The 26,832-nt window shown below is 57.4% G+C and carries 35 protein-coding genes and 3 pseudogenes; 9 read left to right on the forward strand and 29 right to left on the reverse strand.

The genetic code is table 11. The annotated features are described in order from the left end of the window. Positions 1–12: 12 nt before the first annotated feature. The 4 genes and pseudogenes from P0204_RS19415 to P0204_RS19430 all read right to left on the reverse strand — a co-directional run bounded on the left by P0204_RS19415 (position 13) and on the right by P0204_RS19430 (position 4,097). Complete coding sequence (locus P0204_RS19415; protein WP_276224032.1) at positions 13–309, reverse strand: DUF3006 family protein; 297 nt, start codon at positions 307–309, stop codon at positions 13–15. After that, positions 306–1,711 (reverse strand): annotated as a pseudogene (locus P0204_RS19420) (lamin tail domain-containing protein). Before P0204_RS19420 ends, P0204_RS19415 begins: the two are co-directional and overlap by 4 nt. A 289-nt stretch (positions 1,712–2,000) precedes the next feature. Continuing rightward, positions 2,001–3,137, reverse strand: a complete 1,137-nt coding sequence (locus tag P0204_RS19425; protein WP_276224033.1) for a hypothetical protein — start codon at positions 3,135–3,137, stop codon at positions 2,001–2,003. Positions 3,138–3,233: 96 nt separating this feature from the next. Next, a complete protein-coding gene (locus P0204_RS19430; RefSeq protein WP_276224035.1) occupies positions 3,234–4,097 on the reverse strand; it encodes a hypothetical protein in 864 nt (287 codons plus the stop codon). 128 nt (positions 4,098–4,225) lie between these two features. On the opposite strand from P0204_RS19430, the gene P0204_RS19435 reads away from it, so the two are divergent. Both P0204_RS19435 and P0204_RS19440 read left to right on the forward strand, forming a co-directional pair. Then, entirely contained in the window at positions 4,226–5,008 is a 783-nt protein-coding gene (locus P0204_RS19435; RefSeq protein WP_276224036.1) for a hypothetical protein, read from the forward strand. Positions 5,009–5,032: 24 nt separating this feature from the next. Continuing rightward, complete coding sequence (locus P0204_RS19440) at positions 5,033–6,136, forward strand: hypothetical protein (RefSeq protein WP_276224037.1); 1,104 nt, start codon at positions 5,033–5,035, stop codon at positions 6,134–6,136. A gap of 67 nt (positions 6,137–6,203) precedes the next feature. Here the strand turns inward: P0204_RS19440 and P0204_RS19445 are convergent, their stop codons facing one another. Together P0204_RS19445 and P0204_RS19450 are read right to left on the reverse strand one after the other, a co-directional pair. Further along, positions 6,204–6,377 carry a DUF8106 domain-containing protein gene (locus tag P0204_RS19445; protein WP_276224040.1) on the reverse strand — a complete coding sequence of 58 codons (174 nt, stop codon included), beginning with the start codon at positions 6,375–6,377 and terminating at the stop codon, positions 6,204–6,206. Positions 6,378–6,385: 8 nt separating this feature from the next. Continuing rightward, on the reverse strand, positions 6,386–6,667 hold the full coding sequence (locus P0204_RS19450) for a DUF8028 family protein (protein WP_276224042.1): 282 nt from the start codon (positions 6,665–6,667) through the stop codon (positions 6,386–6,388). A gap of 1,010 nt (positions 6,668–7,677) precedes the next feature. Here P0204_RS19450 and P0204_RS19455 point away from each other — a divergent pair. Both P0204_RS19455 and P0204_RS21275 read left to right on the forward strand, forming a co-directional pair. Further along, positions 7,678–9,042 carry a Cdc6/Cdc18 family protein gene (locus tag P0204_RS19455; protein ID WP_276224043.1) on the forward strand — a complete coding sequence of 455 codons (1,365 nt, stop codon included), beginning with the start codon at positions 7,678–7,680 and terminating at the stop codon, positions 9,040–9,042. 626 nt (positions 9,043–9,668) lie between these two features. Beyond that, positions 9,669–9,836: a DUF7837 family putative zinc-binding protein gene (locus P0204_RS21275; protein WP_473092354.1), complete on the forward strand. Its 168-nt coding sequence runs from the start codon at positions 9,669–9,671 to the stop codon at positions 9,834–9,836. 245 nt (positions 9,837–10,081) lie between these two features. Here the strand turns inward: P0204_RS21275 and P0204_RS19460 are convergent, their stop codons facing one another. Further along, a complete protein-coding gene (locus P0204_RS19460) occupies positions 10,082–10,876 on the reverse strand; it encodes a hypothetical protein (protein WP_276224044.1) in 795 nt (264 codons plus the stop codon). 493 nt (positions 10,877–11,369) lie between these two features. Between P0204_RS19460 and P0204_RS19465 the strand changes: the two genes are divergently transcribed. Together P0204_RS19465 and P0204_RS19470 are read left to right on the forward strand one after the other, a co-directional pair. Then, positions 11,370–11,564 carry a DUF7557 family protein gene (locus tag P0204_RS19465; protein ID WP_276224046.1) on the forward strand — a complete coding sequence of 65 codons (195 nt, stop codon included), beginning with the start codon at positions 11,370–11,372 and terminating at the stop codon, positions 11,562–11,564. After that, the gene (locus tag P0204_RS19470) at positions 11,557–11,850 is read left to right on the forward strand and encodes a type II toxin-antitoxin system RelE family toxin (RefSeq protein ID WP_276224048.1); all 294 of its coding nucleotides are present in this window, start codon (positions 11,557–11,559) and stop codon (positions 11,848–11,850) included. Before P0204_RS19465 ends, P0204_RS19470 begins: the two co-directional genes overlap by 8 nt. 75 nt (positions 11,851–11,925) lie before the next feature. Here P0204_RS19470 and P0204_RS19475 read toward each other — a convergent pair whose 3' ends face one another. From P0204_RS19475 to P0204_RS19485, 3 genes are all read right to left on the reverse strand, one after another. Next, the gene (locus P0204_RS19475; protein WP_276224050.1) at positions 11,926–12,555 is read right to left on the reverse strand and encodes a hypothetical protein; all 630 of its coding nucleotides are present in this window, start codon (positions 12,553–12,555) and stop codon (positions 11,926–11,928) included. Between the two features lie 65 nt (positions 12,556–12,620). Then, positions 12,621–13,433, reverse strand: a complete 813-nt coding sequence (locus P0204_RS19480) for an N-6 DNA methylase (protein WP_276224051.1) — start codon at positions 13,431–13,433, stop codon at positions 12,621–12,623. A gap of 84 nt (positions 13,434–13,517) precedes the next feature. Next, positions 13,518–13,970, reverse strand: coding sequence for a hypothetical protein (locus tag P0204_RS19485; protein ID WP_276224053.1), 453 nt, complete (start codon positions 13,968–13,970; stop codon positions 13,518–13,520). 105 nt (positions 13,971–14,075) lie between these two features. Here P0204_RS19485 and P0204_RS19490 point away from each other — a divergent pair, with 105 nt between their 5' ends. Beyond that, positions 14,076–14,441, forward strand: a complete 366-nt coding sequence (locus tag P0204_RS19490; protein ID WP_276224055.1) for a hypothetical protein — start codon at positions 14,076–14,078, stop codon at positions 14,439–14,441. Positions 14,442–14,443: 2 nt separating this feature from the next. On the opposite strand, the gene P0204_RS19495 is transcribed toward P0204_RS19490, so the two are convergent. Both P0204_RS19495 and P0204_RS19500 read right to left on the reverse strand, forming a co-directional pair. Then, positions 14,444–14,752, reverse strand: a complete 309-nt coding sequence (locus P0204_RS19495; protein WP_276224058.1) for a hypothetical protein — start codon at positions 14,750–14,752, stop codon at positions 14,444–14,446. Next, positions 14,749–15,195 carry a DUF8030 family protein gene (locus P0204_RS19500; RefSeq protein WP_276224059.1) on the reverse strand — a complete coding sequence of 149 codons (447 nt, stop codon included), beginning with the start codon at positions 15,193–15,195 and terminating at the stop codon, positions 14,749–14,751. The genes P0204_RS19495 and P0204_RS19500 overlap by 4 nt, the downstream gene beginning before the upstream one ends. Before the next feature lie 214 nt (positions 15,196–15,409). On the opposite strand from P0204_RS19500, the gene P0204_RS19505 reads away from it, so the two are divergent. After that, positions 15,410–16,027, forward strand: coding sequence for a hypothetical protein (locus P0204_RS19505; RefSeq protein WP_276224061.1), 618 nt, complete (start codon positions 15,410–15,412; stop codon positions 16,025–16,027). 61 nt (positions 16,028–16,088) lie between these two features. Here the strand turns inward: P0204_RS19505 and P0204_RS19510 are convergent, their stop codons facing one another. The 17 genes and pseudogenes from P0204_RS19510 to P0204_RS19590 form a co-directional block, all read right to left on the reverse strand. Next, entirely contained in the window at positions 16,089–17,081 is a 993-nt protein-coding gene (locus tag P0204_RS19510) for a DUF7983 family protein (RefSeq protein WP_276224063.1), read from the reverse strand. A gap of 45 nt (positions 17,082–17,126) precedes the next feature. Then, positions 17,127–18,026 (reverse strand): transcription initiation factor IIB, encoded by a 900-nt coding sequence (locus P0204_RS19515; RefSeq protein ID WP_276224064.1) that lies wholly within the window; start codon positions 18,024–18,026, stop codon positions 17,127–17,129. A gap of 63 nt (positions 18,027–18,089) precedes the next feature. Beyond that, positions 18,090–18,500, reverse strand: coding sequence for a putative toxin-antitoxin system toxin component, PIN family (locus P0204_RS19520; RefSeq protein WP_276224066.1), 411 nt, complete (start codon positions 18,498–18,500; stop codon positions 18,090–18,092). Beyond that, the gene (locus tag P0204_RS19525; RefSeq protein ID WP_276224067.1) at positions 18,497–18,760 is read right to left on the reverse strand and encodes an AbrB/MazE/SpoVT family DNA-binding domain-containing protein; all 264 of its coding nucleotides are present in this window, start codon (positions 18,758–18,760) and stop codon (positions 18,497–18,499) included. Before P0204_RS19525 ends, P0204_RS19520 begins: the two co-directional genes overlap by 4 nt. Positions 18,761–18,820: 60 nt before the next feature. Then, positions 18,821–19,489 carry an SWIM zinc finger family protein gene (locus tag P0204_RS19530; RefSeq protein WP_276224069.1) on the reverse strand — a complete coding sequence of 223 codons (669 nt, stop codon included), beginning with the start codon at positions 19,487–19,489 and terminating at the stop codon, positions 18,821–18,823. Between the two features lie 58 nt (positions 19,490–19,547). Next, complete coding sequence (locus tag P0204_RS19535) at positions 19,548–19,787, reverse strand: DUF8129 domain-containing protein (protein WP_276224072.1); 240 nt, start codon at positions 19,785–19,787, stop codon at positions 19,548–19,550. Further along, complete coding sequence (locus P0204_RS19540; RefSeq protein ID WP_276224073.1) at positions 19,784–20,089, reverse strand: hypothetical protein; 306 nt, start codon at positions 20,087–20,089, stop codon at positions 19,784–19,786. The genes P0204_RS19535 and P0204_RS19540 overlap by 4 nt, the downstream gene beginning before the upstream one ends. Further along, positions 20,086–20,385: a hypothetical protein gene (locus P0204_RS19545; RefSeq protein ID WP_276224076.1), complete on the reverse strand. Its 300-nt coding sequence runs from the start codon at positions 20,383–20,385 to the stop codon at positions 20,086–20,088. The genes P0204_RS19540 and P0204_RS19545 overlap by 4 nt, the downstream gene beginning before the upstream one ends. A gap of 88 nt (positions 20,386–20,473) precedes the next feature. Then, a complete protein-coding gene (locus tag P0204_RS19550; protein WP_276224077.1) occupies positions 20,474–20,815 on the reverse strand; it encodes a DUF5615 family PIN-like protein in 342 nt (113 codons plus the stop codon). Then, on the reverse strand, positions 20,815–21,096 hold the full coding sequence (locus P0204_RS19555) for a DUF433 domain-containing protein (protein WP_276224079.1): 282 nt from the start codon (positions 21,094–21,096) through the stop codon (positions 20,815–20,817). Before P0204_RS19555 ends, P0204_RS19550 begins: the two co-directional genes overlap by 1 nt. Before the next feature lie 86 nt (positions 21,097–21,182). Continuing rightward, complete coding sequence (locus P0204_RS19560; protein WP_276224081.1) at positions 21,183–21,518, reverse strand: hypothetical protein; 336 nt, start codon at positions 21,516–21,518, stop codon at positions 21,183–21,185. Positions 21,519–21,820: 302 nt separating this feature from the next. Continuing rightward, the gene (locus P0204_RS19565) at positions 21,821–22,573 is read right to left on the reverse strand and encodes a hypothetical protein (RefSeq protein ID WP_276224083.1); all 753 of its coding nucleotides are present in this window, start codon (positions 22,571–22,573) and stop codon (positions 21,821–21,823) included. 39 nt (positions 22,574–22,612) lie between these two features. Next, positions 22,613–23,287, reverse strand: a complete 675-nt coding sequence (locus P0204_RS19570) for a hypothetical protein (RefSeq protein ID WP_276224084.1) — start codon at positions 23,285–23,287, stop codon at positions 22,613–22,615. Positions 23,288–23,368: 81 nt separating this feature from the next. Next, positions 23,369–24,025, reverse strand: coding sequence for a hypothetical protein (locus P0204_RS19575; protein WP_276224086.1), 657 nt, complete (start codon positions 24,023–24,025; stop codon positions 23,369–23,371). Beyond that, complete coding sequence (locus P0204_RS19580) at positions 24,018–24,863, reverse strand: DUF6884 domain-containing protein (RefSeq protein ID WP_276224087.1); 846 nt, start codon at positions 24,861–24,863, stop codon at positions 24,018–24,020. Before P0204_RS19580 ends, P0204_RS19575 begins: the two co-directional genes overlap by 8 nt. Positions 24,864–25,060: 197 nt before the next feature. Further along, a complete protein-coding gene (locus P0204_RS19585; RefSeq protein WP_276224088.1) occupies positions 25,061–25,348 on the reverse strand; it encodes an amphi-Trp domain-containing protein in 288 nt (95 codons plus the stop codon). Between the two features lie 236 nt (positions 25,349–25,584). Next, positions 25,585–26,604 (reverse strand): annotated as a pseudogene (locus P0204_RS19590) (universal stress protein); the annotation flags it as partial. Between P0204_RS19590 and P0204_RS21205 the strand changes: the two are divergent. Continuing rightward, positions 26,593–26,751 (forward strand): annotated as a pseudogene (locus P0204_RS21205) (HNH endonuclease); the annotation flags it as partial. The pseudogenes P0204_RS19590 and P0204_RS21205 overlap by 12 nt on opposite strands. Positions 26,752–26,832 lie beyond the last annotated feature (81 nt).

A 26,832-nucleotide genomic window follows, 5' to 3' on the forward strand; every position in this document is an offset into this window, starting at 1 on the left:
GAAGGCATCCAATTACGTCTCTTCATCCGAAGGGGGTCGACTCGAGAGCCGGTCGAACCGACTCTGCGCAGCGTCTTGGCGTGACTCCGTCGTGTCTGCGTCGTATGCCCAGTCTGTGATTGACCCGGACTCGATTTCAACAGAGAAAATCGCATCCTGTCCCGCAGCCTCGGGCATCGCTGCTTCCTCCAGGACTGCATTGCCGACCTCTGCTCCATCGCGTTCGAAAAACACCGTCGCGAACCCGTCCTCGATTGTATCGACGACTGCCGTGTATGTGCCATCGTCAAGGGCGATAGTTTCACTCATTCGTATTGTTCTGTTAGTACAGTATCACTATCACTGTTGCGTACGATTACCGTATCGCCGCCGTTGTTCCAGATTGGTGACCCCGATCCCCAGTACAGATCCGTCGCCGTATCTGTCCCTGACCCAGTGTGCAGCGTCACCGTCTCCCCGGCAGCCAGCGTGTAACCGTCCGGGAACGTGTAAGTCCGACCAGCGGCATCTGCGACGGTCCATCCAGACAACTCAAGCGACTCGTCGCCACCGTTGCGGAACGTGACTGTCTCGCCGGTGAGGTTCTGGCGATCATCACCCGCTGGGTCAGCTGTGATCGACACAATTTCTAGCGCATTCGAATTCCCATCGGTATCAGCGACCGTCGCTGGTGACGCACCAGACTGGCCGCCGTAGCGATCTCGTTCAACCACGTCCCCACTGGTGCCTGGAGCGATCGCCGTTCCCTCGCGTACTGCTGTCGGCTCCGTCGGGGCCGCCTGCTGTGTTCGGACGGCGACACCGGAGCCGTCGCTCACGAGAACGATATTGCCGTGTGTTGCTGTCCAGTAGGCCGGAATCGACCGGTCAGCTGACCGTTCCAACACTGCCTCGGCGGGATGGCCATACTGTGACTCGTAGGCACTGGAGATGATGACTGCCTGGGGCTGGACCGTATCAAGCAGCGAGCCGCTCGTCGAAGAGGCTGAACCGTGGTGGCCAGCTTTCAGAACCGTCGCCTGTAACTGCTCACCATAGGTGTCGACAAGATAGGCCTCCTGATCATCTTCGGCATCACCAGTCAGGAGGAAACTCGTCTCCCCGTAGGTGAGTTTGAGGACGATACTGTTCTCGTTACGAGCGCCGTTTTCGAGATAGGGCTGGGGCGGACCAAGCACAGCGACATCGACACCCTCCATCCGAACTCGGTCCCCCTCGCGGGTCTCGTACAGCGTCACACCGTGTCTTCGACGGCATCCAAGTACTCCGAATACGTCTGTGTACTCGCGGCGATACCGGGATCGTAGATCGCACCGATGCCGTCGGCTTCGGTCTCGTAGTAGTCGATAATCGCCGCGTTCCCGCCGATGTGGTCCGCGTCGTTATGCGAGACGACCAGATGATCCAGCCGCTCGATGCCGTGGGCCTGGAGATACTGCAAGACGTACTCGCCGTCGTCGGTGAAATGCCCTGTATCAACGAGCATCGTTTCTCCTGTGGGTCCGACCACGAGCGTACTCACCGACTGTCCGACGTTGATGAAATGGACCTCGACAGTTCCCTCGACTGCCGTCTGTGTTGCCCCAGCCGTCGTGGCTTCCTCCACCGGTGACTCGGTGGGCGACTCGATCGGACCACCTGAGACACAGCCAGCGAGGACAAGCAGCGTGACTAGAAAGATCGCAAGGATAGACCGAGACGAGCTGGGCATACCTCCAGTTGGGACTGTGCATGCATAGGCACACGTGTTGGCGAGGACGTTGATACGCTGCTTCAGGATCGAGACAGACTGAAACAAAAGAGTGGACAATGTTATCTTAACCAACATCAGCTCGGCAGGGGGGAATTAGTTGGTTAAGGTCCATCTCAAGCCTCTAAGACTCTCTACCAGTGGCACCAGTTCCAGATTAGTATTGCCATGTCAAGTAGCCCCGTGATCGACGAACCTCCCCCGATACCCTGAGGAATCACCAATCTCGCAGGCCACAGTGCAGAAAATATTATCGCACAATTGTTATGTTCCCGGAAAACACATCGTACGTAATCGGTCTTTCCTGACTTGGGGCCTCTGTTTGTTTTCTGAGTTTATGAACGCCATCTTCAGTAACTAATCCGCAGTTCGGATATTCGACACCGTTGTTAGAACTATCATACGGGCCGAGACTGGATTCTTGGTAGTCCTCATTGAGGAACGCGGGGTGGAAGGTCCATCGCGTCTGCGAAATCACTTTTTGAGCGTGGCGAGTCGCGTATTCCGAGTCAACCCAACTTGTGACTGTAGCACTTAGATTCTCATCCGGAACGTTGACGATGACATCGTATGCTTCGTGTGAATCGATAGGGTAGTCATCAAGCCGTGTTTCACGGTATTGGAAGTCATCATCATCGTATTTGGACTCATCGTACCACTCCAGAACGAGTTCCTTTGCCTGCTCTTTGGAGAAGCCATCCATCGGCGTGCTTGCGGCGTTGTTCGTCGAAAGATCGAGCGACTCGTGCCCGTATTGCTCATCAAATAGAGGCAGAATGTCCCACGGATTTTGCGCCATCCCACCACCTTCGGGCTGCTCCCCGGTCTGAAGCTGGTCAATAAGGGTTTGCTTGGGGTCCATGTAATTGTCTTTGTCGATACTCCCACCGGCGATGAGTCCACCTGCCCGCGTGAGTGCGAACAAATCCAGATTACTCTCAAGGATGAGTACCGTGTTCGGATAGCTGTCGACCTCGATTTTTTCTGTTACTTCCAGAGTGTCTACGTGATATGTCTCCAACGTGTCCCCGACATCAACTCGCAACCGTTCCTTGGCTCCATAGGCTGTCTGGTACTCTTCATAATACCCGGCACCTGATACCATACTAACGACGCCTAGGTCAAGCGCTCTCTGCGGGGCGTCTTCAGCTGTCGCGACTAGTAGAGATTCCTCTGATAGGGATGGGAGGGCATTTTTAAAATAGTTCACCCAGTTCATCGTTATTCGCGGATAGCCATCAGGCGTCAACTGTTCCTCGTTGATTGTCGGTGTTTGATTGGTCTCAACCGGCTCCACCGATTCCACCTCAGTTTGCTCCTCAACATCCGGCGGGTCAGGGTCAGTTACTGATTCATTTTCGCCGCTACACCCCGCGATTGCGAGCATGCTAGCGATTCCACCTGTTCGAACAAACTGCCGTCGTGTGTACGATTTGTCATTCATAATGGGTTTTTGATGAGAATAGTAGTTGCTCAGTACAGTTCACTCCGTGTCGACTTCGACGCGCCCGATCGGAACGTAGTGGTTGGCAGCAGGCGAGAACTGCTCGGTAGTCGATACCGTGAATAGATATGTTCCGTCTTCAGTGGCCGTGAAAACGTACGTTCTCCGGAGCTCTCCTCCAGGTTCAATCCGAGGGCTTACTTCACCGACAGATACCCCTGTGTACTCGTCGTCAGAGGGGATGTCACTAGAGACCTCTGTTGCTGACTGGTACACCTCATCATCCTCAGTTACGACAGCCAGATCGTCTTTCCAGACTGTGACTGGGTCTTCACCCAAATTTTCCATGCGGACGACGACAAGTATGTTTGTTTCGCCGTCCTGGCCGTCGGTTTCACCTGGCTGGAGTGTCGGGACTGTTCGAACTTTCTCAACCGTGAACGCAACGGAACTGGTCGTTCCCTCGACGCTGAATTGTTCACCTGCATCGTGCTGTTTGATCGTTGGCGGGTCTGACTGACTTTCCTGGACATAGATGGCACCGAACGACGCCCCGGCGACGAGTAGTACGATGGTAGCCATGATAGCCCGTTCAAATCTGAGTTCCACACGGCTCGTCAACAGATCTCTGGCCGGTGGCAGTGCTAACAATCCACTGAGGATACCGAGTACACCTCCGATCACTGTCGAACTCAGGAACAGTAGTCCCAGCAGGATGAGTACGATACCGCCGAGCCAGAACAGTGCCTCAACGATCTGGAAATTAAATTCTATTGCGGGAAGCAAGTACAGCCCCGCCACTATCAGAACAATCCCGATAGGTGGGGCGCCAAACAGAAACACAACGCCGAGAAGTAGCAACAAGAGACTGCCAATCCACAAGAGAACCGATTTGACGTTCACACGTCGGAGCTAATATGTCGGTAGGTAATATAATTACCGTATCCATTCAGCTTTTGTGTTGGAATTTCCCAATAATTTATCAGATGGATTGTCAACGAAGTGTCGCGGTGGCTGGAGTGAATAGATAAATGTCTAACAGCATGTTCAGACGGGAGTTTGCCATATCAGGTGCTGGTATAGTTAGTGCATCGGTTGCAGGATGTTCCAGTTTTGGAGGCCCGAATATTTCAGAGGAAGAGTACCCCGCTGGAACCTCGCAAGACGGGATCACTGACCCTGCTACCATTGTTGGTTCAACACGTACTGCGTTGGCTAACAATGGGTACGATGTCAGACTAGAGCATGACGGGACAACATTACGCTTTCACAGTGGTTTCAAGGATAATCGCCACTACCGGAAAGTTGGGGACTCTGATTTTGCCAATGAAGTGTATTTTGATGGTGAGACATTATACATAAAATACGAAACGCATAGTGGTTATGAATACTACACAGGAAAAACAGAGAGATCTTTCAGCGACTTTCATGCATCGAACAGTTATTATAGAGAAGACCTCCCAGGCGATGAAGAGATCTTGTGGGCGAATATTATCAAACATATCCGAGGATACTATCTCCGGAATATTCTCGAAATTTCAGAATTTACTCCAGTACAGACCACCGATCGTAGTGGTCGGCCAGTTGTTGAATTCAAGATAGAAAGCGTAAGCCAGAATGCCTTTGATGATACTGTTGCGGAGTCAAGTGGGTCACTCTTAGTTGACCCGGAAAGTATAGCTCGCTCTGTAGATATCAAGGTGAAAACTTCATCATCGGGCGAGACCGGCATAGCTGAAAACAGAAGCTACCAAATCCAGGAACTGGGAAGTACCGCTGTTTCCCGGCCTTCCTGGGTTGAGGAAGAATTTTAATGACCCGCTCGGGCTTATTAAGAAATGACCAAGAACTTGTCCGATAGTTCACGTACAGATCGGAGAGCGGTGCTACGTACGTTAGGTGGCGTAGCCGCGAGTGCCAGTTTGACGGGATGTCTGGGGGCATTCGGTGAAGAAGAGCGCGATGTGACTCTCCGCGGTTCAAACTGGGTCAAACCGTCCGAAAACGGTCCCGGAATTTCATCCGGATATGCTGAACCCTACAATCTCTATAGCCAAGTGAAAACGATGAACGGCGTAACGTGGCCTGAGTTCGTCTCATGGCTGTCCGCGCCCGCAGCATACGTGAATGAACAGGGACGACTGCCACTCATTCCAAAAGATGTGGTAGCTGGTGGCGAGCCATTTGTCGTTGGGCAGGAGGGGAGTGGTTGGCACCATAGCCGAGACATTCCTGCTATGGCTGCGCTCACGATCGACAAGACGGGTGAAGCAGAAGAGCAACGTCATGTAGCTGTGTTCCAACTACCAGAGTCATCTTCGAAACCAGAATTGAAACAACGTTTGAAGGACCTGACATCAGCTAACGGACGTGAACTGAATGGGATGACTGTGCTGGAGGGAGGTGGGGGAGGACTCAGTGATAATGGGCAACTAATCCACAAAGTAACTGTAATCGAAGATGGACTATTGCTCGTAGAGGTTGGGTCAGATGGTGACTTGACAGGTGACGAGAGTGACTATCACCTACAGGAAACGCTAGAGCGAGCCGGAACAGAGCGTAATCTGGATGATCACCCTGTCAGGCATGTCGCGAACATGGATATCGTGACGACATACGGGCCGGCGTACATCGAAGACGGTGAGACAGCCCCACGTTCACAGTCCGTTGGTATCGACCTTGAGGAACAAACAAAAACAGTGGTGGCTGCGTATCCAGATTCGGATAAGGCAGCCCAGACCGGAGAACAATTCAGTGTCGATGGCGGCAGTATTCAGTTCAGAGCTAGCGAAGGGACTGCTCGATTCACGCCTATCGCCGTCGAGTATCGGGCGGTTCGACAGGAAGGTCGAGCTCTGCTGTTCCAAGCAGAGATTCCCGACCTTGTTGGGACGATCAAAGAAGGCCCTCCCACGTGGTCGTACGGGATTGTCGATCGATGAATTCTTAGCTCCTGGCTATCCTTTGTCCGGCCCACAAACACATCCAACTCGCCGTCAGCGAGATTTTCTACGTCGACGGCTGATCGACGACGATGGCACCGCAGCGAGGACAGAGAAGCCGCTCGCGATGGAGGGCATCGTCCATGATCCAGTCGCCCTCGATCGGGCTGGCGTGCTCGCAGGTCGGACAGAACAGCGTCGTCTTGCTGAATTGCTGTTCTGTATCGTGGGTGGTGGACATTGCGAGGCTCATGCCTTTGGCGAGTAGTTGTGACCGAGAGCAGCACAGACGATATTCAGGACGACCAAGCCACCGACCAGGAGCGGGCGGGTCGCGACGACGTTGGTCGCGAGCGTGCCTGCGATGACCAGCGGCAGCGGGATCGTCGCCCAGAAGGCGATACCCTGGAACAGGGACACGATCGTCTCAACGACCGTCGCCAGGAGTGCCTGGAGGTTCGATGCGACCGCGGGCGGGCGTGGGATGGAGGGATCGGCAGTGGACATGACTGAATCGCGTACGTCATCCATGTACTGGTACCCCCTTATAAAGCGCAGACTATCAGTGTGGATTCGGCTCGCTTCACCCCTCGCCGGATCGTTTTACCACCTTTCACGGGGTCAAGAACCGGCCAGAAACCGATAGAACATCCATGAGAGGTTTTAGAACCGCGAATAAACCGATAAAAAGAGCTCAGCAGGGAGCCCGTGGCGTGTTGTCATTCCTCTGCGTAACATACCCAACAAAGGGATGTTTCAGCGGCATTCGATAACCGCTGTCGGAGCGGGCACGCGAAGGTGGAAGGTACGCCTGTGCGGGAAGCAGTAGTCACCTCAGTGTGAATGTGAGGAGTGTACTGGTGCTTGGGTCATCCATGCGTGAAAAGTGTTCTGTAGACAAATTACCGAATGCTGATGTACCCTGATTTTTCAGGGGAGTAATACTCGTAGACGACTCGATCGAGAAAGAAGACCACGAACCCTGGTTGAGTGGGCGAATTTCAGACGAAGAGGTTGAACTGACGATGTAATGGAGTGGAACACCCACCCCCCATTTGCAATATGAGCTTCATCGATATAGCGTTGGGAGACGAGACCAGAGAAACACAGGCGTCGAACGGAAACACCTGCACAGGGGCCTCAAGTGCGAAAAGTGGATGAATAGGATCATCACTGGGAGAAGCTATCAAAAGATACTCTAGATACTCATACACTATCTGTATCTAGAACTAATTGCACTATGGGTTTAGTTTCAGTCGGGGGTATAAAAATATTTCCTATTATAGAATGTTATTTGTAAATCGGTGGTTCAGAACCTCTTAATATTGTTTTCCCAAAATACAGGCGTCTCAATGGGTGGTCGTGAGGTCGACCCCCTTCCTTCGATGTCCCCGCTCATATTGCAAATGGGGGGTGGGTGTGAATTCTAACGTTCCCTGAAAAATCTGATCAGCTATTCAAGAAAAGTGTATCTGTTCAGCTCTCTTCTTGCAGGTGGTGGGAAAGGTATTTGCAAGATGCGGTTGAAACAACCGACAATCATGAATCAGGAGTCGGGAAATGGCGACTCACAGCAACTATCTATCACCGATCAGCTCACAAGCGAGTATAATACCGTCTTCAAAAACAAGGATCTCATCGAGCCGGACACTATCGTTGACGAGGACCGAATTGTCGGACGAGACGAACAACTTAATAAAGTCATCAACATCATCAAACCGGCTCTTCATGGAGACCAGCCCGAGGATATGTTACTTCGTGGTCCTTCCGGTACCGGAAAAACTCTTATCGCCGGGACTGTCGCGACGAAGGCTATCAATATCGGTGAAACACGGGATATCGAGATGGAGTTCGTAGAGATAAACGGCAAACACAAGAAGTCGGAACATGAGGCTGTCCACCAGATTACTCACGAGTTTGAGCGAGCGCTGGACCTGAGATATACCTCGAAAACTGGTGTCTCGACGAGCTCTCGCTACGATCGTCTCTTCGAGATTGTCGACGATCATCTTGACTTCGGAATCGTGATTCTTGACGAGTTAGACCTCCTCGTGGGAGACAACCGAAACAAAGACAAAGCGCCTGCGTTCTCGGATATTCTCTACAAACTCTCACGAGCAAAACGGATCGGCAAGATGGACAGCGCATTCACGCTTATCGTCACGACAAACAGTCCGAACAACTTGATGAACGGACTCAATTCCCGAACTGACAGTACGTTCAATCCAACCGAGGTCTCGTTCGCGGACTACAACGCTGAGGAACTCCGAGAAATCTTGGAACACCGTCAGGATGCTTTCTACGAAGAAGCTCTCGACACGGAAGTGATCCCGTACGTCGCAGCGATCGCCGCTCAGGGCGAAGGGGACGCCCGTTTTGCGATTGACCTCCTTCGAGAGGCCGGAAATATTGCGAACCGACGTGAAGAAACCATCGTCACCACTGAGCACGTGGAGCAAGCGAAAAACCAAGTCGAGAAAAACTATGTCGTCGATATAATCGAAAATGTCTCCGTCCAGAAGCAAGTCTCGCTCTTCGCGGCTGCTATTGTCAATCAATATGGCCAGCAGCAACTCAAGCAATCAGATTTGTTCACTGAACAGTCTGTGCCTGCTCCCGTCGCGCATACACTTTACAACTGGATCACTGAGCACAAGGATATTGAGCAGCGTTCGAAGCACAGTTTTCTACGGTGGATGCGGGAGCTGGATACCTACGAGGTCATCGAGTTGAACCGGAAGGGACGGGGCAACGAGAGAGGTGTTTTCGCTGAGTATATCTTCCACAATCTCTCTGCTGAGGTGATGGTCGAGACACTAGCCGACAAGGACGATCGGCTTGCTGATATCTTGGAGGAAGAGGACATGATCAAACCGGTCGTTCGGAACAATCTCAAGAGTTTCTGAACGAGATCCAAATAGAGAATATGGGTATGGTCAATTTTGGCAGCTCATATTGCAAACGGGGTGTCGCTTCGCCTTTGAACATGTTCAATCCGTTAGATGCTCATATTGCAAACGGGGTGTTGGTACCCAGTCATCGCCCAAGAATTCGCAAGCAGAGAGGCTAAAGCATAACTACATTTTGAGAGTGCGGTTGTCACTTTGATATTTTATACTTCAAATTTACAATCCATCAGGTTACGGTAGCTCATATTGCAAAAGGGGGGGATGTGGAGAATCTCCTGCGAAACGGGAGTTTCTGGCTTCAAGCTCATATTGCAAACGGGGAGTAGGTAGTGGGGCAATTGTTCATGCGCTCATATTGCAAATGGGGTGGGTCGTGGAGCAACTGTACATAGACTCATATTGCAAACGGGGTGTGATACAGGCCGTAAACGCATACCTCCGTCTTCAGGTCCGGGGAGAGGTCAACCAACTCGGAATCAAGTGTGTCCAGTCGTATCCATCGGAGCCCAGAGCAAACTGGTAGTGGAGAGTAGGATAATCTAGCCACGAAGGCTCGTTCTCTCTTGACAATAATTAACAAAGAAGCGTGCATACAACCAGCTACAACGCCCTCCATGACCAATATGTCATCAACTACCGACGGAATCGGCCGATGTCCGGAATGTGATACGGACCTGACTCGGTTCCATATCCTACTTGAGTACGAAGATACAGATGGCGAGGATGCGATCTGGGCCGACTGTCCCAGCTGTGGCACAGTCGTCCATCCCGAACCTGCCGATGATACGTGAGCGTATCCGGGAGTTCGTGACTTCATCAGAACCGGTATTTGAGTGCCGACAGTGTGGCTATACCGTCGAACAGTCGGCAGAAACCTGTCCGGAATGTGGCTCCTCAAGCATTGCTCAATATAGAATTCAGTAGCGAGCGTCCAGCCAGACACTGACGAATGGCATCATCAACTCTATTTGTCACCTGTACAACTCCCTAACTGTCGCGGGAGATTCTCGAACCCCCCAGGTTTGCTCCCGCGACGTTACTTCCAGGGATACGTTCCGAGACGCTCCTGATAGGTCTCGACTTGTTCTTCGAACTCCCTGTCAGCCAGATCCTCAGGAGTCGGATCGTTGCCGTGGGCATCGTCTTTGGTGAGGCCGTCCGGGAAATGATCGGGCGTGTCCTCGCCGCTGTCGTCCGTGGTCGGTTCGTGCCGAGGCTGGCAACAGTTGTTGCAGACCCAGATCGGCCGGTCCATGTAGGGATGACTCGTGAATCCGTCCGTTTCGATGTGCGTGTGGGTCCGCATGTCGGCACAGGTCCGGCAGTAGTACTCGTACTCGACAGATGACTCGCTGACCATCCGGGTGACAGCATCGCCGTCGGGGTCGATCTCGTAGCGCTTGACGAAACCCGGGACGACCCAGTAGTCGTCCTCGGCGAGATTCATCGCTGCCGAGAGGGCTTCGTAGGCTGTCGAGTTGGTCAGCGGCGTCCCGTCTTCGCGATAGATGATGGGCTCGGCATCTGGAGCGCCCCAATCGGTCGCCTTGACGGCGGCCTCCAGAATAGCCCGCCCCTCGGGGTGGTCGACCGACGCTTCCGGTGGTAGGTTCGGCCAGCCCTTCGCAAGCGTCCTCGATGGCTCAGAATTCAACTCCGCTCGGGGCATGACTTCCGCGTAGGGGACATCGAAGTCACGGGCCAGATCGCCTTCGCTCGCGATCGAAAAGGCTGCAGCTCCCAACGCCCGTGCGTGGTAGTCGGAGTTAGCCTCGACGACGGCGATCACTACACGCCCGAACGACCAGGGCTCGACGGTCGCCTCCTGCATACTCTCGGGGACCGACCAGTCACTGATTTCCTCGTTGGCACAGAATGGACACTCGAGCTCCCCTATGGGGATGTCCCGCCAGCAGGTCGCACAGGGACTGGTATCGTCCCTGTCACGGGTCGGATAGTTGCCGGGCGGCCGCCCCGGATCACGACAGCCGCCATTGGGATCCGAGCTCGCGGCGCCACGGATGTCTGCAGGATCGAACTCAGGATTTCGATCGGTCACACACCTTCTTGTTCTCGTCATATGATTTAAACCCTCACCCACCTGGGTGAAACTAAAACAGAACAGTTCGATAGAGGGGTGTCTCGGCAAGCAAATAACAGAAATTGCTACTCTGTTTTCCGCTTCAGCGTAACATGGGAGTGGGTTACTTTTCGGGCCTATTCTGGCCGTTGTCATCCAAGATATCTCGATCGAAGTCGGGTGCTGGGGAGAACTGTTAAGACTAACTGTTAAGACTGTCAGGCCTGTACCTACGTGTAGAACAATGTCAGCGGACAAGCGCATCCCAGTGACCGAGGAAACGCGAAAGGAACTCCACGAATTGAAAGAGCCGGGGCAGACGTACGATGAGCTCCTGCAAGAACTCGCCCAACAGCGACGACGACAGGATCTGGAACAGCGCTTCCAAGAACTGGAAGAGGCTGACAGTGGCGATCTGACATCCCTTTCGGATGTCTGAATATGACGTCCTACTCGGTGAGGATGCCCGTGAATTCCTTAGCATAGCCGACGAGAAGACCAAGCGAATCTGCAAGGAGAAAATGGGTTATCTTGCCGAGAACCCATATCCAGGGCGCGGTCAGGGCGACAAAGAAAAGCTCCCTATTGACGGACGGCGTGACCGGTACCGTCTGCACATCTCCCGGACCTACACGGCCATCTACACCGTCTTGGAGGATGAAACAGAGGTCCGTGTGTTGGAGATTGTGCCAATCGACGAGGCGCACAAACGGTACGGTTTCTGAACGGTTTTGCTGGCACTGGAGATCGTGGCAACTTTTGATCTCCTGGCAAACAGGTCGATAGAGGGGTGTCCTGTCCTACTCGTCGTCCGCGTCTTCCTGCAGATCCTCGACGAACTGTTCTCTGGAGTGGTCCAGATCGTATTCGTTGATTAGATCGAGTGCTGCTAGCGCTGCACCGTCGCCGGCGATGTCTGGACCGAGGAGCTGGCTGAGATGTGCCACGGCGTGATAGGCGTGTTCGTGTTCCTCTGCGCCGGTCTGAACGTACTCCAGGAAGAACCGTCGCCACGCGGCCGCTGACCCACTGATGTTGATCGTCCAGGTGGCCGGGTCGTCCGACGACGCCGACGGACGCTCGTAGTGTTCTGAGAGTTGGTCGAACAACCGGTCGATGATATCGCCCTTCCTGACCGTGGGACGGTGCGGGTTAAACTCCGGGGCAATGAGGTCGGTCCACTCGCCGTAGGACTGGATCTCGTGGGAGAGCGAGAGTCGGATTTCCTGTGTCTCCAGGGCTTCGGTGTGCTCCCAGTCCCCGACCCGGCGAAACCGCTCTGCAACGCCGCGAGCGTCGACAGTCAGGGAGGGGAACGCATCGTCTCCGGCCGTCGATGTCGCCTTCTCGGTGTCCTGCTCGTCTGCGTCCGGTTCTCGGTACTCCTCGCCTTTCTCTGCTGGCAGTGTTGGTTGCTCTTGCGTCGACATAGTTCTGTGTCGTGAACGCTCTCTCTGGAACGCCCCTCACCCCGCTGGGGCGCAGAAAAGTGCGGTCAGTGGTCGCTGTCGAAGGCTAGCAACGACGCCTGCTCGCGGCCAGATAGCGTCGAGACGTTCACGTTCTGGGCTTCGGACGCCTGGCTAGCGTCGTCCTTGGACTGCTCCTTGGCCATGTTCTCGAACGCCGCGGTCAGCGAGTCCCGGAGGTCCTCGGTCTCGTCTTCGTCGAGTTCGCGAACACTCCCGCCCATCGGAGAGTGGGATGTCTGCCAGGCTCGTTGGTACTTGACGGTCAGCGAGTCGCCCTGGACGATGTACGCATCGATGTTGAAGAAACAGCAGTTTAGCGCTGCCATTTTGGCACAGAGCGGGTCCTTGTCCTGCCCGACGAACAGCGACGTGGGCTGGTGTCGAGCGCCGACCAGGAGCATCCGCCCGCTCCCGCAGGCCGGATCGAGGACTGTCTGTCGACCGTCGGTTTCGCTGTCGTCGACGATCCCGGAGATCTCGGCCATCATCTCGCAGACGGGGTGTGGGGTAAAGTGCTGACCGAAGGCGTCGCTGGACATCCCGTACTCTTCGTACACCGCCCCGAGAACGTCAGCATCGGTCTCGGCCATCCGTTCTTGCAGCTGACCGAATGCGTTGGCGAACAGATCCGCGGAGCGTTGCCCGTCGGGCTGGTCCATGTCGGCCCGCTCGCGATAACCTTCCAGAATTTCCAGATAGGGCTCGTCCCGGCGCTGAAGAGCGAACAACATCAACTCCACCCAGTCGCGAAAGACAGTGTGGGCGCTGTGGCCGCGCTGGCGGATCTGTTCGAGCGTCGCAATGAGGTCGTCGACGTCGACGTGTGGAGAAGCCATCCTCTCACCTCTCTGGAGGAACAGAAAACGGGGGATTGCTGCGTCTTAACCAACACACCATACGCCTCCCCGGTCCAGTGTTGGTTAAGCACAGTGACCGAGGTCGTACAGATCAGCCAGTAGGCGCTGGAACACTTGCTGATCCGTCGGCCCGACGGGGTCGAGTTTCTCGGGGCGTTTGGCGAGGACACTGGCGAAGTCCTCGTCGGGAACCCAGCCGCTGGACTTCTCTGTCGCATCCCACTCCCCGACGATCGCCTGCGTGGCGTCTTCCGTGACGTAGACGGCTCGGATCGCTGGCCGCTCGCGCAGCGGTGCTCCGGTGACTTTCCGGCTGGCGGGTTTGACCTTCCACTCCAGCAAGAGCCCGGTGCGAACCTGGACTGCATACACGGGGACCTGCTCTGACGTTGGCGACTCGCGACGGCCGCCGTCGGCCCAAGATGGCGGCAGTGGTTCGGGATCCGATTCGTCTTTCCAGCGCCACGTTCGCTCCTGACTTGCGTTCCGTGAACTGGATCTGTAGGCACTACCCATAGCGGATCTCTCAGTTCCCCTGAGATGCAGAAAATCAGGCGTAGATTGCGCCTATCCCAACTTTCTTGCACTTAGCGCTAGTACGAAAGACCACGAGGACTCACCATGAAAACAGCCGAGTCCCCCACCCCGACCAGCGATTGTTCTGTCCCGAACCAGCGGGTTGCCCACCAACCCGAGGGCACGCGAGACCTCGACTTCGAGACGATTCGCCAGTCCCGGTCGACGACCTGGACGGCTGCACTCGAGGCCAGCGTCGACATCGACCGCGGCGGTCGCCCGGACCTGTTTCTAGTGACTGTCGACGGCGACTGCCCGGCCAACTGCTCGCTCGCCAAGTATTCCACTGGCGAGCATGCTGGCTGGTGTAGCTGCCAGGTCTTCCAGTCGACCGAGGTCTGCCCGCATCTGTGTGTGCTTCGCCAGCGGGCTGCTCTCGGTGATCTTTCCCTCCCGACTCGCGAGCGCTAGCGCTAGTGGTCCGGCAGCGCCTGTGCCTTCGCTGCTCCGCGGATCGCTTCGACGATCCGAAACAGGACTACTGCCAGCAGCAGGAACGAAACGATCCCGACGCCGTAGCCGAAGAGGGTCCCGGCCCGCATCGTCGCGACCAGCAGCGGCGATAGTGCCAGCCCGACGCCTGCTGAGGAGAATATCACCGTCGGCGCACTGGCGAGTGACTCGGAGACACCGTCCCGCCGAGACAGCAGAATCTCCAACCCGATTCCGCCGAGCACACTCGCGAACCCGCCCACCAGTGCGAAGGCCTGAAACTCGTTCATCGCTGGTCCCCCAGGGTGATGGCGGCCAGTGGCTGGACGTCGATGCGGCCGAGTTCCTCGTGATCGAGACACTCACAGAGCGCCTCCCGGACCGTTGCTCGCGAGCAGGGTTCGATGTCGACGCCGTTTCGAGGATCATTCCGGAGTTGGACGTACTCGGCGTCGACGGTCAGTCCCGTGTGCTCGGTGCGACACCAGATCGTCTCGACACCGCCTTGCGTCTGTTTGGTGCGGTACCGAGCGGCCACTGGCTCGTGGCGAAGTTCGACCAGAACACACTCGACGAAGGCAGCCACCTCCGTTGGCGAGCGGAGCGTTGGGACCTTCGCTTCCAGCGACTGCCAGGGAACCTGGTGTGTTGGTGCGTTGACCTCGTCGATGAGAATATCAGCGGGTTTGCTTGCTGGCTGTGCGACTCCGTCGGCCTGGCTGTTGACAGACATCGTTCTGTGTCGGGACGCTCTCTGTGGAGCGCCCCTCACCCCCTGGGGGCGCAAAAAACCGCTGTCGCGGCCGTCTGCCACCTACTCTATTTTGAAGGTTTGACAGTAACATCCCACTACCTTATTTCATATTAGAAAAGTGATTGATAGCCTCAATTTGTGTGCATAGTCAGCGTTGCACCAATTATATTTCTGAGAGTTGTCTATTACAGATATGGCCCTCGCTAGCAGTCAAGTAGATGAGATCGAACACTGGACGGGGAGACTCTTGGCGATTGCTGGCGTCCTGATATTCATCGAAGCTACTAGCGGTGCCCTCAGTGATATTCTACGTGAGATTCCGTTCGCATGGCTTCTCAAGTCAATTCCGTTCGGAATCGGCTTCGTCTTACTCCCGCTCGTACTGCTTCGGTCGTATCAGTACCTCTCGGACCGTACACCGACATCAGCTGCCGTCGGGGTTGCGCTCGTGGCGGCGCTTCCGGTTGGGAGCATCGCAATAGTAGCGTGGGCTGTCACAGCTGACGCCAGTGGTCTCGTCCCCGACGTAACGGTCCTACCAGTCAGTGTTGATACCGTCTTCTTCACGCTCTTGGCCGTGTTCGTGGGTGGCATTGGGACGTTCGGACTCTCTTTGCTTCGGTACGACCGAACTCGTCTGCTCGGTGGGTCGTTGCTAATGTTTGGATTGGCTTGGAGCCTCCCACTGGTTATCGTCGGACTCTCAGGAGTGTATCCGGAATGGCTATCGCCTCTTCTCGTCGTCTCAGTGGCAACAGCCATGATAGCCATCGGCTATTGCTTCCCGCTGGTCGAGCCTGAGAGTCAATGAGAACAAACGTTGTACTCTACCGACCAGTCCAGCACCACCAGTTGAGCCGGGTCACGAACGACTATCCTCCGGTTGAGGAGGTGTGATAGGAAGTAGCAGATGTGAACGATGTGAGTTCCTCGATACGGTCTTCAAGCTCCGTAATCTCGGCTTGTAACTGCTCTACCTCATCGTCAGCAGCGTCGCTAGCCGCGAGCCGATCTTTCAGTCCTTGCAGCCGTGTTTCCTTGGACTCCTCGTCGACATCGGCTTTCCGGACGTACTCGGTCGTGTCGAGTTCGTAGAGATCCGATTCTGCAAGCTCGGTCACCGCAAGTGCATCATCGACTTTGTTGCGGTCAAGACTGGTAACCCGTTCGCGGTCGATACCGGCCGCTTCCAACGCGTTCACCACCGTTTCTTCGTCCTTGAGCGCGCGCTGGCTACGCGTCGTCCGTTGGACCGAGCCGAACTGTCCACTGACAGGTTGGTCGTGATGGAGCCGACTCAAGAGAACGTCGGCGATCTCTTTGCGAAGATCGTCAGCGCTACGCTGGACATCTGACAGCATCGTATAGAGATCCACGAGTGCGTTCGTTTCGATCGCTGTGGGATCGGTCATATCGTGGCGTTCTAAGGCGTCGGTCAGCAGGAGCGCATCGCTATAGAGCTGTAAATCCGGCTCTTCGCGCTCAGTCTGTTCGTCTTCCTGTCCGGATGTGGCCAGTTGTGTAGTCGTTTCGAGGTCTGTCTGGCGGATGACGCCAATGTCTTCATCGACTTCCATGCGCGGGTGGAGTGACCAAACCGCAGCGAACGGCTCAGCGTCGGGTGGTAACCGGTCAAGATCGAACTCTTGAGCCGACGCATCGCTAACCCGACGGAACAGCGTCTCAAATTGCTCGCGTTGGAGTGGCCGTGTCTCGTCTTTTTCGACGTACTCGATGATAATTCGATGTTCCTGTGTATCGCTGATCCGGAACGGCGTCTGTGAAAGTGGTGTCACCAGCACCGCATCGGCTGAAAGCTCTTCAGCCTCGTCCAGCAGCGTGTGCCAACTAACACTGAACGACATATCTAACCCACTACTGCCGTCATCAAAGATGTACTGACCGAGTTCTTAGTCAAGGATGTGGGTCTGGAGTCGCTGGAACCAGAGCCGAATTGTCGTTGTCGAGAGATCGGTGGCCCCGCTCAGAGTTTCCTGCGTGATCCGCTGGTCGGCGTTCCGACTGGCGAGATACACCGCACCGGCTGCGATGCCCACCGGATTTCCGTTGATCTGGGCGGATTCAGTGGCCCGCTCGGCTAGCTGGCTCGCGTGCTGCTGCACGTCGTGGGGCACCCGTCGGGGAACGTCCGAGCAGACTTTTGGGACCCAATCAACGGGCAGGGTAACAGGAATCGGGAGTTCGAGATTTGCTTGAAATGCCCGGTAACAGGTCCAGGTATGCTCTTCTGAACACCGAGCGATCTCGGCCACGTCGCTCATGCGAACGACGCCGTTGCACCGGCCAGCAGCGTACACGGCGGCCGCTGCACCGCCTTCGATCGACCGCCCGTGCAGGAGGCTGGCGTCCTGGGCCTGCTGGAAGAGTGCCGCGGCTCGCTCTCTCACAGCGTGGGCCTGTTCGAGGGCGCTGACCATCCGGCGGATCTCGCCGAGGCCGTGCGCGAGATTCCGATCGCGCTTGCTCTCGAACTTCGACTGGCTGTGGAGTCGCCGCTGTCGAGCAAGTCGCCGGCGCCGACTTGCGGAGATGTCCGACCTGTCGGCGGCCCCGATGGTCGTCGAGAGGCCCCGGTCGTGGCGCAGGACTGTTCGGGGAGCGCCGGTCCGCTTGCACTCCTCGTCGTCGAACGAGCGCCACTCGGGGCCGTGGTCGACAGGCTGCTCGTCGACGACCAGGCCACACTCCGAACAGTGTGTTCCCTCGCTACTCGTGGCCAGGCTGGCGCTACACTCGGGACAGTTCTGCGTCGATGCGTCGAGTCGTGTCTGGACAGGTCGCGAAGACATGGAGAATCGCTCCTCTACCCGCCTCGGGAGTCAGAAAACAACCGCGTCGGCTAGGAAGACGTTTTAGAGTCCGAGCCGCTCGTAGAATGTCCGTGGCTCAACGATTTCGATTCCCCGAAAAGTCTCTAGTCCAAGCAGATGCTTGTCGCCGGAGACGACGTAATCGACGTTGCCAGCTACCGCTGCTTCGAGGAACTTGTCGTCATCCGGATCATCCTCCACAGCGGAGATCTCCACATCTGGGTCGACAAAATCGGCGAAGTACCGAACCGTTTCAACCTCCTTCTGTACTTCCTCGGGGTCCAGATGGAAGCGATCAGGGTACTTCAGAAGCGTCTCCCTGAATTCGGTGAGTGTCTCCACGGAGACGATAATCTGGTAATCATCTTTGAATCCAGCGGTCATCAAATCGTGCGGAACACCGGTTGCGATGACTCCAGAAATTAGGACGTTCGTATCGAGAACAGCCTTCATGTATCGCTATCTCGCCCTTCGTGAACGAGCTCGTTGATGTCGTCCATCGAAAGCTCGACCGTCCCCGATCGCCCCTCGACACGCGACTGAAACTCTTCGACGGAGGGCAGTTCGAGTTTCTTCAACATCAGGCCGTGTTCCGTCGGGACGACCATCAGTTTCGTTCCCTGCTCAAGTCCGAATTCGTCACGGAGCCGACTCGGAATTGTGATTTGTCCTTTCGAGGTAACCGTCGTCAGTTCTGGTTCGTCAGTGCTCATTATTTTCTCTATGTAAGAATTCCTTACGTACATGCTTGAATGTTCTGCTGGATGGGTTGTCTAGGCGTCGGGAAGCTTGCCGTCGGGGCGGGGCACCAGCCCCTCGCGGATCTCGATATCGACCCGGCGGAGGTGCTTGCACCGATCGGCGGTGTCGGGACAGGTACACGTCTCCTCAAGGACGTCGACCTCGTAGCGACTGTCCGACGCCGAGTGAACCTCGTACACACCGGGCTGTTCCAAGAAGGCGACGTCGATAGACTCGCGCTGGGCCCGCTTGGTCCGTGGCTCGTCTTCGGAGTGGACTGCGAAGGGGTCTTCGGCTGGATCGGTGACACTGCCATCGTCGACACGGGCCTGTGCGGCGCTCCCGTCGGCCACTGCTCGGCGCGGCTCGCCGTCGACGTGCATCCCGAACTGGTCGTCCAGGGCGTCGGCGCCGATCCACTCGGGGATGGGTCGCTCGCCGGTCGCGAAGGCGACCCGCTTGCGGTGCTTGCACTCCTGGCGGGGGTTGTACTGTTGCCAGGGACACTCGCACGTTCCCTGGGAGGTGTCGACGAGATACTCGGAGCCAGAACTGGAGTTGACCAGGAACAGACCGAGTGCGTCCCGCGCCCGGCCGATCGAATCCAGGACGGTCATCACCTCGGTGAGTGCGGCGACGGTGCGTTTGTCCGGGCCAGCCTCCTCGACGTCGATCTTCGTCGTGGTCTCTGTGGTAGCCATGTGTTGCAGGCGGGACGTCCTCGTTGGGACACCCCTCAGCCACCGGGGGTGCAGAAAATCAGCCCGGAATCTGCTCACCTGACTCGGATTCCTCTCGACGAAGCTCCCGCGCTCGCATCCGCAAGTACGATTGCACCGGCGTCCGGTTCCGGTGCTGGTTTTCGTACGCGAGGTACTGCTGGACGGTCTCGACAGAGCGCATACAGCGAATCCCAGCGAGAATCGGCTGGAGGTGGTCGCCGTCCAACAGCCGCTCGGGCGGGAGTTCGTCGAGGATGGCGTCGCGATCGTCGCTCATCGCTGGCCCTCCGGGCGCTCTTGCATGTGCTTGCGAGCTAAGGAGAGTCCCTCGTCGAGTGTATCCCGAGACCCGATCAACTTCCCAGCCCGCCGGAGCGCCCAGCCCTGGTTCGTCGACCGCAGGAGCAGCGCCGCCGTCGTCTCGGGAACGTGCCACCCGATCATGTTCCGCGTCCGGGCTTGGAACTCCCACTGGCCTACGGTCGCGTCGATGGCCGCCTGCTCTTTGTCGATCATCGCCTCCGACCGTCGGACACCGGCGCCGAAGTCGCCCAGCGTTGCGGTCCCCTCCGAGCTCATTCCGGGGCCTCCTGTTGGGGCCAGCTGGCGACCGTTGCTTCGATGGCGTCGACGATCGTCGCGACTCGGGCCTCCAGCGGCGCCGTCTCGTCGAGGTCGACGTCCAGGACCGTCCGCAGTTCCAGTACGTCCGGCAGATCCAGGATCTCCGAGTGCCGGGCGACCGCCCGCAGGACCACGGCTTCGAGGTCGTCGCTAGCGTCTTCGCCAGCGCTCCTCGCGATGGACTCGATGAACGCCGAGTGGTTCTGACACGAGACACCCACACTGCCGGGTCGAGACTGGTTTCGAGACATCCTCTCACCTCCAAGGAGGCACACAAAACCCGGGGGAGAGAGCTAGTCTGTCTGTAACGGTAGGAAACCGACGAGCTGTCAACTCCTCTTACAGCCAGTTAGAACTGACATATTCCAGCGTGACATCCTTTTGATCGAGATACTCAGACATTTCGTGGACGATGTCGCCGACTTCGCGTGCAGCGAGCGTCTGGTCTTTCTGGAAGAGAACCCCTGGACTCTGAGAGAGGTCCATCTCGGTAAAGAAATCATCATCCTGGGTCAGAATCAGCCGATTTCCGGCCGTCGCGTAACTGGCGATAGCGGTATCAGAACTACCGACACCAAGTTCGGAGACGTCTCGAATCCACTCCACGTCGTGACTGAGCTTCCGGAGATACGTGACCGTCGCACGCTCAATATTCTCGTCGGCCAAAATACGATACGCCATCAGTCCCGGACGTCGTCAGGATCGGTGGTCAGGTGTTCGTGCTCTTCGATCGCTGCCTCTCTGTCGGCTTCTACGACCTGCATCTCTTCTGGGTGATCGTAATAATACGTGAGTGCACGATACACATCTGCGACATCAATATCATGGCGGTCAGCGACAGTTCGGGGACTGAGACCACGGTCTTCGATCTGTGTCTTGATGAACTGAACCGTGATTCGTCGTCCCTCTAGATGTGGCTCGTCATGGAGTTCACGAACGATCTGACGTGCCACTTGACTCATATTATTCTGTACACTCCGTCGGTACTTGAATTGCAGGCTTCAGAATATCAGCTACTGTACCAGGGGGCCACAATCGAGGGAGTTCTCTAACTGGTATTCAACGGCGGGAACCGAACCGACCCTCCGGCCCCGACGGCGTGGCTCACCGGCTCGAAAGGAACCGTGAGACTCCGAAGAATGTACTCCTCGCCATCGTACACGAAATTGAGTGAGGCTGTTCCCTGGGACTCGTACCCGCCGTCGCCGTGCTCGAAGACCGCCGTGAACCCGCAGGACCGAAGCGTGGTCTGGCCGTCGGCCTTTGCGAGATCGACATCGTTGTGTGACGCATCCTCAAACCACTGGACAGCTACGTTTCTAGCCGCCTGACGATCCGTCTCCAGAATGCTTACCAGACTTTCTTTAACAGTTGCTGGCAACATATTTTCCCATTTCCCAAGGAAAATAACATAAAAATACTGTTTGAGTTATTTCTCTACCCACTGAGTAATACCTGACTGTCCCCTCTCTGTGGAAGCGTTGGGCTGCTCTGGGTCCGTCCCTGAACACTGCTCGTAGCCCGCAACCTCGCGGAGCGCTCGCTTGTCTCGCCCCGCATGGACAGCACAGGGATGCCCGCTTGGACGGTGACACTGGCTGCCGACGTCTGCGCCACAGGACGGGCAGGCAACCTCCAGCGCTGGGTCGCGCTCCCAGTGTTGCCCGCAGGTCGAACACTGGATGGTCACTCTGACCACCGTCTGAGCGTCGACTGCTCGCGAACGCGCTCGACCGGGCAGAGAAACCGCCATTTGTATCGCTCCCGGATCGGCTTGTCCTCGCGGTTGCTCGCTTGGCCGGGCTCTCGATATCCCGTACAGGTCCAGCCTTTGTCTCGGAGGGCCCGAACCATCGCGCCGTCGAAATCGGCTCGGACCCACGTCAACAGGAATCGGATACCGCGCTCCTCGTGGTCACGAACGAACCGCTCCTGAGAGCGGGCTAGCGCTGCTGACGCGAGGTTGGGCATCCGAACACCGAGACAGATCCGCGCGGCCTCGACGATGGTGTCGCCGGCGACGACCTCGCTGTCGACAACGGGTTTGTCTGTCGACGGGAGGACCCGGCGGGCTGTTGGACGAATACCTCGTGGCAATGCCTTGACGTCGACGGGTTCGGGACGCAACTGGCCGTCGACGCCGTACCGGATTCGCTTCTTCGAGATCAGCGGATATCGGTAGGTGATCGCGCCGACGAGCGATTCCTGGAAGTACAGCCCATGGTGTGCCAGGTTGACCAACGGCAGCGAGTCCATGTAGGAATGATGTGCCTCGTAGACGGCGGCTGCGGTCTCCCGGTTGATCGGGGCGACGTCGACGTGGTCGGCAAACCGGACCCCGAGCGGCGCCGTGAACGGGTCGCCGCCGGCGTGGATCGGATAGTTACAGCTCGTCGACGGGCGATGCTGGAACGACTGCGTGGGTGGGTGAGTAGCCATCCTCTCACCCGCTGGAGGAACAGAAAACCGCGGTATAGGCTACTGCGAGGTCTGTTTCGGAGCGACCAGAATGGCGTCAGTTGGTCCTTCCAAGAGCATCCCGTCCTCGCCCAAGTAGTACAGTGTGTACCGCTCGGGGGAGTACCGGTGGCCGTCGACGAGCGTCGCGAGCGCTCGCGACAGCAACCGCGCCGAGAACAGTGGTCGGCCCGACGGGAACGTCAGCCGTCCGGACTCCAGGGGTTCCCAGGCATCGAACCGAAACCCAGCTGGCGGCGTGTACGTTGCCCGGGAGACGGCGACGAGATACTCCTGTCCGTCGACGACCTTGCCGGTGGAACGACCACGACCCAGGCGGAGCTGGACGAACCCGTCATACTCGTTAGTCACTTCGTCCTGCCAAGAGATCGGGTTCGGGGCGTCGGCGTTGGGCACTGGCGGCCCTTGAACTGCCTGTTCCCGGAGGTGGATCTTCGCCGCTACCTCGCTTTCGAACTCCTCGCCGCAGGTGCAACGGAACTCCTCGTCCTCCCCGCAGTAGCCGTCGGTGTCCTCGATTCGGACTGTATCGCCCTCCCGCAATTTGATACGGTCGACGTACCGCCAGGAGTACGCCGCCTCGATCTCGTGGTCGCCGGCGAGCGTGACGAACTCGAAGCCGCCGGAGTGGTTGTGAGCCGTTTCCTCGGTCGGAGTGGAACTGTCTGTCGACATCCTCTCACCCTCTAGAGGAACAGAAAACGGGGGTCGGCTACGTCTTAACCAACACACCAACGGCATCCAACCCAGTGTTGGTTAATTCCAGCGCCGGAGGTCGCTCTGTGCGTCTGTCTGCCCCAGGAACGACAGCCGATCGGAGTCGGGGACACGAACCGCCTCGCCGTCGCGAGCGACGTACTCGTTGAGGTAGCGGTAGTCCGCTTCCCGATAACTTCCGTCTTCGTTGGTCTCGGCCTCCGGCGAGACGTAGACGATGCTGAACGCGGGCAGGCCGAACGATCGGGTGCGAGAGACCTGGAGGACCATTCCATCACCAGGACCGTGGCACTCGAGGAGGTCCCCCCGATGCAGTTCCTCGTCGAGAGGTGGCCGCCCGCACTCTGCTCGCGTGAGTCCGTGACCGTCGTAGCTGGCCTTCCATGGCTTGAGCGGCTCCAGATCCTGATCGGGACAGACTCGTGCGGTCGTGTCGTCAAGCAACTCGACGATGAAGGGATACTGGCTTCCGTAGTGGTATTGGTAGTCTGGCGACCGCCGGGCTCGCTCGACGTGCGTCTCGACTGCTTCGCTGGCCATCTCCCGGCTCGGGAACAATCCCTGCCAGGAACAGTGGTGGTCAGCACAGACGGCCAGGAACCCAGTCTCAGTGGTCCGGATCGTCTCTCGATCGAGCGGGGTCCCGACGCGAACGTCGGCTGCCCGTTCGATATGACGACTTCGTGAGCTAGACATCTTGGCCTCCCTCGCCGCCGTCGGTCGCGAGACTCGTCTGCCTCGTGGCACGGAACCGTTCGGGGACGTCTTCGAATGCGTCCAGGCCTGCCTGCTCAGTGCCGTCGACGTCGACGCTACTGTGGTCTGTTTGCCACGAGGCACGTTCGCGCTCGAAGCCTCCGTCGAAGGCTGAGAGCTCCGATTCTCTGGCGGGCGTGGCGGCTGCATCGAGGGACTCGGCCCGGTCGGAGAGCCAATCCATCTGCTGGAACATCCCGTCGAACTCCCGCACCTGGAAGGGGAACCGGACAGTCGCTTTCGGCGGGAGCGCTCGGTAGGTCTCGCGACCGGTTCGAATTGCGGTCGGCCGTCCGTCGAAGATCCCGCGCTCGCGAAGAGCATCAACGTAATCGCTGCCTGCCAGGACGACCAGCTCCCGACACGGGGACTCCTGTTGATCGGCGGCGAACGGGCGGCGGAGCCAGTCGCCCACCGCCGAGTGGACACGGAGCGCCCACCGATCTAGTCGGGTCTCGACTCGGTCCCCCGACGGGAGCTGGTAGTGTGGTTCTCCGTCGATTGGTTCGCCCCGCAGGTCCTCGATCGTTGTGTCGTACGGTGCGACCGTCTGGCGGGGCAGCAACACGCCGTGTTCGGTGGAGAGGACGCCCCAAGCGTTTGCTTGCCGGTCGGCGGTTCGTGCCCACTGGACGGCCGCCTCAGCGTACTTTCGCTTGACTGCGAAGTACGACGACGTGTAAAGGTTGCGAGCGTCGGCTGGATCGTCGGTTTTCGCGTCGCCACAGCCGATGAGTACGAAGCGGCCGCGGGTTCGTTCAGTCTGCGTGGTGGTCATTCTCAGCTCCCTCGCTTCTGCAGGGAGGCAGAAAATCGCTGTCAGCGGCCATGGATTCCGCAACCAGCGCCGTCTGTATCCTGACTGAGAACTGCCAATCGTAACGTGCGAGATACAGAGGATGAGTTCAGCATGGTACCCTCATTTCTTTCACGCTGAAGTCAGCGAACCAGCTGTTCAGTAGACGTGCAGAGTGACTACTCAATTTCTAATTGACCACTTCCACCGCCCTCTTCACCGTCGTTCTCGTCCCATTCCAGTTCGAACTCGATACTCCGTTCAGTCATGTTGCCAGCCGGACCTTCGCGTTCAGCTTTGACCTCAAATGTCGGCCGGGCAGGTGGGTTCAGCGCTACAGACTCGGAGCCTGCTTTCAGGTTGATCGCCTCGCCGCTGTCGAGATTGTCCGCGACTTTCCGGAGGTACGATGCAATCTCTTCTCGACTCTGGTTGCTCTCTGACTTGAACAGGACTTCTTCAGGCATACAGGGGATCGTACACAGCCTGCACCGATAAATCCGCCCGGCGTATCGGGTAGGTGACCGTGATAATGGAGACGAGGTTACTGGCTATTGGTGCGATGAATCCGAAGATTGAGACGCTTTTCAGCTGAGTACGCTGTTTGGCCAATCAATACGGAGGGAGTTCATTCCGCTCGATTGAACGATGGGCTTCAGTTGTCTCTGGCTGGTGGTGAGTGTAGAAAATAGAACAAATAAAGCTAGTTACGACCGAAGAGCCGCTCCCGAAGCGACCGAGACGATGGCCGCTCAGCCAGGAGGACCGGAGTATCGAGCGTTTCGATAACCCCCAATACCAGCGACCCGCGAACGATACGGGACAGCAGGCCACGTTCAGTTGCCCCGATAACGACCAGACTGTAGTCCTCTCCGATTCGTTCAATTGCCGTCTCAACGTCTCCTGTTTCGATGAGGATTTCTGTGGCCGATAACTGGTGGTCAGCCGCCCAATCGGTGATGAATTCGCGACCCGCCTCCTCGTCGCCGGCGTCGACGACGTGGAAGAGGGATACCGTCACGTCTGTGATGTCCTGGAGCGCACGAGCCACTTCCGCAGAAAGGTCGGAGGACGGACCACCGGCAGTCGGTACGAGCACGTCGGTAAGAGTCAGATCCTGTCCGTCCAGCACGAGAAAGTCACACGGGAGGTCGTGTGCCAGTTCGTCGAGGGCCCCTCCAGCACGGCCACCGGCGAACTGCGTCCCACCGTACCCCATCACAACGGTGTCGGCATCGTTCGTCCGGGCCGCGTCGAACACCTCCTCGATTCCTCTGTGTGAGAGAATCGTTTTCGTCTCTATCGGCACATCGAGTGCGCCACCGTCGGCTTTCGCAGCCGTGAGCAGCTTCTCCGAGGAGGAGTCTATCCGCGACCGGTTTTCCGCAGCTGTGTCGAGTGCTGTCTGGTCCGGGGCGGTCACGATATGGGTCGCCAGCACCCGTCCGCCCTCGTGTTTCGCCAGCGCACTGGCGAGGGTGATGAGGGCGCTCTCGGTTCGTGGGTTCGACAGCGCGACCATGATCGTCGGGCCCTCGTCCGCCGTCGGGGCGACGGCGTCTGCGGCACTGACCACCTGGTCGGGAAGCTCCTCGTCACGATGCTGAATGTAGTCCGAGAGCACACCCTGCTGTGTGGTCTTGTTTCGGGCGTAGAGGAAGTACCACACCACTGCCGCGAGGACGAACCCGCCCGACAGCGCGATCTCACGCTGGTCCATGAACGGACCTGTCGGGCCTGTGGAACGCCGAGCGGACCCTACGGTGGCCCCGACAGTCCGGTGCTGCACGCCCACCACCAGACATCGCTGAGTCACGGCGGGTCGAACCACCTCGAGAATCTCGTCACACTCTGCGAGCGCTGCCACAACGAGGCCCACGACCACGATGTCAGCACCGGGGGCTCGCAACGCCGGCGACAGGGCCAGTCCAGTGGCCACTCCCCCGTTGCT

Origin of the sequence: Haloarcula halophila (genome assembly GCF_029278565.1) — an archaeon.
GTDB lineage: Archaea > Halobacteriota > Halobacteria > Halobacteriales > Haloarculaceae > Haloarcula > Haloarcula halophila.